Source organism: Arthrobacter sp. SPT-J7 (assembly GCF_059089965.1).
Window position 1 is genome coordinate 1 of the sequence record NZ_JBNHFF010000250.1, and the last position, 4,569, is coordinate 4,569.

A 4,569-nucleotide genomic window follows, 5' to 3' on the forward strand; every position below is an offset into this window, starting at 1 on the left:
AACAAAGGGAACGCAACCCCGGTCCCGCATCGAGTACGAGGAGGCCGGCCATGGCGAACACGGCAACGGCGACAGCGTCGGACGCCGCAACCCCGGGAAATATGGGCGACGTGCGCCGAAGCAATCTTGCCCTCGTCCTGGGTGCAGTGGCACAGTCTCCGGCCGGGTTCCACCTGACCCGGGCGCAGATTGCAGCAGCTACGGGACTGACCAAGGCGTCCGTGTCCAGCATTGTCCTCGACCTTCTCGAAGCGGGCATTCTGCACGAAATTGGCATCAACCCCCAGGGCGAGCGCGGCCGGCCCGGGGTTGGACTGGAATTAAACCCTGCACGCGGTGTTATGGGTATGGAAATCAACGTGGACTACATCGCTGCCGGCGCCACCAGTCTTTCCGGGGCCGTGGTGGTGCAGGAAATTCGTGAACGGGATAACCGCGATACTGCAAGCGCGCCTGTAATGGCGGCCCTCGCTTCGTTGGCTGCCAAGGTGCGGGCGGCGGCCGCGGCCATGGGGATGGACGTTTTGGGCGGAGGACTGGCTGTCCCTGGACTCGTGGATGCCGGCAGTGCAACTGTCATCACTGCCCCCAACCTGGGGTGGGTGGACGTAAAGCTGGACGTTGCCCGGCTGCTTCCCGGCCTGCCGTTGGGTATCACGCTGTTCAATGAGGCCAATGCTGCTGCCCTCGCTGAACTGGCCCACGGTCCCCACCGCAAGCAGGACTTCCTCTTCATCTCCGGCGAAGTGGGTGTTGGCGGCGGGCTGGTCATCCGGTCGGAGCTTTTCACGGGCCCGGAAGGGCATGCGGGGGAGGTGGGCCATATTGTGGTCGACCCTGAGGGCAGTCCATGTTCGTGTGGTGGAACGGGTTGTCTGGAGACGGTGGCCGGGCAGGACGCTATTTTTGCCGCCGCGGGAATTGAAGGAAAGCGCCAGGTGAGGTCGGAAAGTATGTCCGCCCTGGTGAAGGCGCTTGCTGCGGAAGAGCCGGACGCAGTGCTGGCCGTGCAGCGGGCCGGGCGGTCTCTGGGTGTCGCGATTGCCTCCACGTCACGGGTTACCAACATCAGGGCCGTTGTGCTCGGCGGGCACTTCGCCGTCCTGGAGCACTGGCTGCGCCCGCCGCTGATCGAAAGCCTCAGCAGGTACGCACCCGGAAATGTTCTTCCGGAAAACATCACCACTGCCGCTGTGGGGGAGGGAGGAGCCCTGTTGGGTGCCGCGGGCAGCGTGGTCCGTTCCCTCCTGGAGGCGCCGCACCGGCTGCATTCCTAGCGTCCCGCCGCGACACTGCGCGCATGGCTGCCGGTGGGTCCGTTTGCCGCCGCAATGATCGTCATCGTGTTGGCCGAGGTCCGCGCCGGCTTGCACCTGGGGACGGCGACTCATTCACTGGCGGGTCGGGTGGGTGTGCTACGCCGTGGCGCTTCTCCTCACCGCCGTGCTTGTCCTGGCCGCGGGGCTCATCGCTATGCTAAGGGCCTCCGCCCCTGGCCTGGCACAGCTGACGTGGAGCCGGCTGCTGACCGTTTTCGCCGTCCGGCTGGTCAATCCGCCGAGCCCGCCGCCCATGGGCTGGCCACGGTGGTTAACGGTTTCGTCCTGGCTTGGGCCTAAAACTCCACCAGCGGCAGCGTCCTCATCGTGATGCTCCTGCATGGGGCACAGAACGGCACGGGTGGACTGATCCTTCAATTTTTCGGCGGCTCCGCCGACGCCCCGACGCCCCGACGCCCCCCAGGTGCTACCGGATCTCTGCGATGACCTTCGGTGTGCTGATGGCGGCCGTAGCCGTTATAACCCACGGATGGCTGGGCGTCTCCCCGAGAGGCCTGCGCGGGACTGAAGCGGAGTCCTTCGATCAGGCCTGAGCCTGGCACACAGCACCGGAGGCATATAAAGCCAGAAGTGGCCCAGGCCCGCGTTGCCGCAGGCCCGAGCCACTTCCGCAAGTGCCCCAGGAGGGAATCGAACCCCCGACCGGCGGATTAGAAGGCCGCTGCTCTATCCCCTGAGCTACTGAGGCATTGGTTTCGGAGCCGAATTCCGGCGCCTCAAAAAGTTTACATTGCCGGAAGTGCCGGTGCTGTCACGGGTGCGCAACGGCCACTGTTCCTCCACAGGGGGCGCGGAGGGGCTGGTTGTGCACATATGCAAGCCGAAGACTCCCCGGTGGACCCGCACGGGCGGGATGCTGGTCCTGCCTGCTAAGGCATCACCACATGAAGACAAGGACGTAAAGATGAGCGACACCATATTGATCCGGGGCTTCGTTGCCACCGAGATCAAAAGCTCCACCACGCCAGGGGGAGTGGCCACGGCTTCTTTCCGCATCGGGTCCAATTCCCGCCGCTTCGACAAGAAGTCGGGCACCTGGGGCGATGGCCACACGAACTGGTTCACGGTCCAGGGCTACCGCCAGCTTGCGGCCAGCATGGGCTGCAGCATAAGGAAAGGGCAGCCGGTAATCGTGGTTGGCAAGTTGAAGATCCGCAGTTGGGAAAAGGACGGCCGGGTCTACTACTCACACGTTATAGATGCTGACTCCGTAGGTCATGACCTCACGTGGGGTACAGCCAACTTCATCCGGTCCTCCACCAAACCACTTCTGTCGCTCGTGGAGCAGGAGTCTTCCATGGACGGCGAACCTCGCTCCGGCGGGGACGCACCGTTCGACGAGCCGGAGGACAGTGAAGAAGACCTGCACGGCGGCGGCGATCCTGCTGCAGCTTTCGTCGAAGACAGCAACGGCGACCTTCTCGCCCTGGACCTGGAAACGGGGGAACTCGCCGAATCCGGAGTTTAGGAATTCCTTGTATCAACGCCCCCTTGGATCCCTTGGCGGGCAGGACCGCGGCACCCCCGGCCGCGCCCTGCCCGCCCAGGCTGTGAAACGGCCTCCGGACCACATGGCAGAATGACACCATGCGGACCAGCCCTGACCACCGGCAGAACAGTACGGCCGGCGCATCGTCGGCCGCTCCTTCAGCTTCGCGGCAGGTACGCGCACACCGCCTGCTGGTTGCCATGACTGGCGCCGCGCTGGCAGCTGCGTTGTCAGGGTGCGTGGGTGGGCTGCCGGAAGCCCAGCGTGGTGCGGCGAAACCGGCAACTGCGGCGTCACCCACTGCCGCCTCGTCCAATGGACCCGGCTCCTCCGAAACCTCGGCCGGGCCGCTGGCGGATACATCCGGAGGGCAACCGACTGACAGCCCGGCGGCCGCCACCGAAACGGTCAGGAAGACCGTCACGGACACCCTGGGCAGGCTGGCGGCGGGATCTCCCAAGCCCGCTACCGCGCAGGTGACCGAAGCCCTGACAGGAGCGGGACTGGACCCGGCAGCATTGCAGGTTTCCCAGAGCCGGACCCCCACCGGCCTGGAAGTCGACGCCATCGATGCCTCCGTGCTCCAAGGCAGCGACTGTGTCATCGGCCAGGTCCGCGACGGTGCCGTCACAGTGACGGTCCTGCCGGTACTCGCCAGCGGCAAGTGCTTCGTAGGCTCCTGATCCTGGTTCACCGAATGTGAGATATGCCCGCCAACCCACTAGATTTGGAACCATGGCGGAATTTATCTACACAATGACCAAGGCCCGCAAAGCCGTTGGCGAAAAACTCATTCTTGATGACGTAAGCATGTCCTTCTTTCCCGGCGCCAAGATCGGTGTTGTGGGCCCGAACGGTGCCGGTAAGTCCACCATCCTCAAGATCATGGCCGGGCTGGACACCCCCTCCAATGGTGAGGCCCGGCTCAGCCCCGGCTACAGCGTGGGCATCCTCCTCCAGGAGCCACCCCTGAATGAAGAAAAAACCGTCCTGGGCAACGTCCAGGAAGGCGTCGGGGAGATCTACGGCAAGATCCAGCGCTTCAACGAAATCTCCGAGGAAATGGCCAGCCCCGATGCTGACTATGACACCCTCCTCGAAGAGATGGGGCACCTGCAGGAAGCCATCGACGCCGCGGACGCCTGGGACCTGGACTCCCAGCTGGAGCAGGCCATGGACGCGCTCCGCTGCCCGCCGGCGGACGCCGACGTCACCAACCTCTCCGGTGGTGAGCGCCGCCGCGTGGCCCTGTGCAAGCTGCTCCTGCAGAAGCCGGACCTGCTGCTCCTGGACGAGCCCACCAACCACCTGGACGCGGAGAGCGTGCTGTGGCTCGAACAGCACCTGTCCACGTACGCAGGCGCAGTCCTCGCCGTCACCCACGACCGTTACTTCCTTGACCACGTGGCCGAATGGATCGCCGAAGTGGACCGGGGACACCTGTACCCCTACGAGGGCAACTACTCCACGTACCTGGAGAAGAAGCGGGCACGCCTGGAGATCCAGGGTAAGAAGGATGCCAAGCAGGCCAAGCGCCTCAGCGAGGAACTGGAATGGGTCCGGTCCAACGCCAAGGGGCGCCAGACCAAGTCCAAGGCCCGCCTCGCCCGCTACGAGGAAATGGCGGCAGAGGCAGACCGGACGCGCAAGATTGACTTCTAAGTAATCCAGATCACTCCTTGACCCCGCCTGGGTGGCCTGGTGCTGGAGGCCAAAAACCTGCAGAAGGGCTTCGAGGAC

Annotated in this window: 3 protein-coding genes, 1 tRNA gene and 1 pseudogene; 4 read left to right on the top strand and 1 reads right to left on the bottom strand. The window is 64.6% G+C overall.

The genetic code is table 11. From position 1 onward, the window contains the following. Positions 1-50 precede the first annotated feature (50 nt). Positions 51-1,277 (top strand): ROK family protein, encoded by a 1,227-nt coding sequence (locus AC5RWX_RS30615; RefSeq protein ID WP_494099969.1) that lies wholly within the window; start codon positions 51-53, stop codon positions 1,275-1,277. A gap of 678 nt (positions 1,278-1,955) precedes the next feature. Here AC5RWX_RS30615 and AC5RWX_RS30620 read toward each other — a convergent pair. Further along, positions 1,956-2,028, bottom strand: a tRNA-Arg gene (locus AC5RWX_RS30620). A gap of 216 nt (positions 2,029-2,244) precedes the next feature. Between AC5RWX_RS30620 and AC5RWX_RS30625 the strand changes: the two genes are divergently transcribed. The 3 genes and pseudogenes from AC5RWX_RS30625 to AC5RWX_RS30635 all read left to right on the top strand — a co-directional run. Then, a complete protein-coding gene (locus AC5RWX_RS30625; protein WP_494099970.1) occupies positions 2,245-2,808 on the top strand; it encodes a single-stranded DNA-binding protein in 564 nt (187 codons plus the stop codon). 119 nt (positions 2,809-2,927) lie between these two features. Beyond that, on the top strand, positions 2,928-3,512 hold the full coding sequence (locus AC5RWX_RS30630; protein WP_494099971.1) for a DUF6993 domain-containing protein: 585 nt from the start codon (positions 2,928-2,930) through the stop codon (positions 3,510-3,512). A 52-nt stretch (positions 3,513-3,564) separates the two neighbouring features. Then, positions 3,565-4,509: pseudogene (locus AC5RWX_RS30635) on the top strand (ATP-binding cassette domain-containing protein); the annotation flags it as partial. Positions 4,510-4,569 lie beyond the last annotated feature (60 nt).

Coding starts and splice junctions, on each gene's coding strand:
- AC5RWX_RS30615 (WP_494099969.1), top strand. CDS start 51: ATGGCGAACACGGCAACGGCGACAGCGTCGGACGCCGCAACCCCGGGA.
- AC5RWX_RS30625 (WP_494099970.1), top strand. CDS start 2,245: ATGAGCGACACCATATTGATCCGGGGCTTCGTTGCCACCGAGATCAAA.
- AC5RWX_RS30630 (WP_494099971.1), top strand. CDS start 2,928: ATGCGGACCAGCCCTGACCACCGGCAGAACAGTACGGCCGGCGCATCG.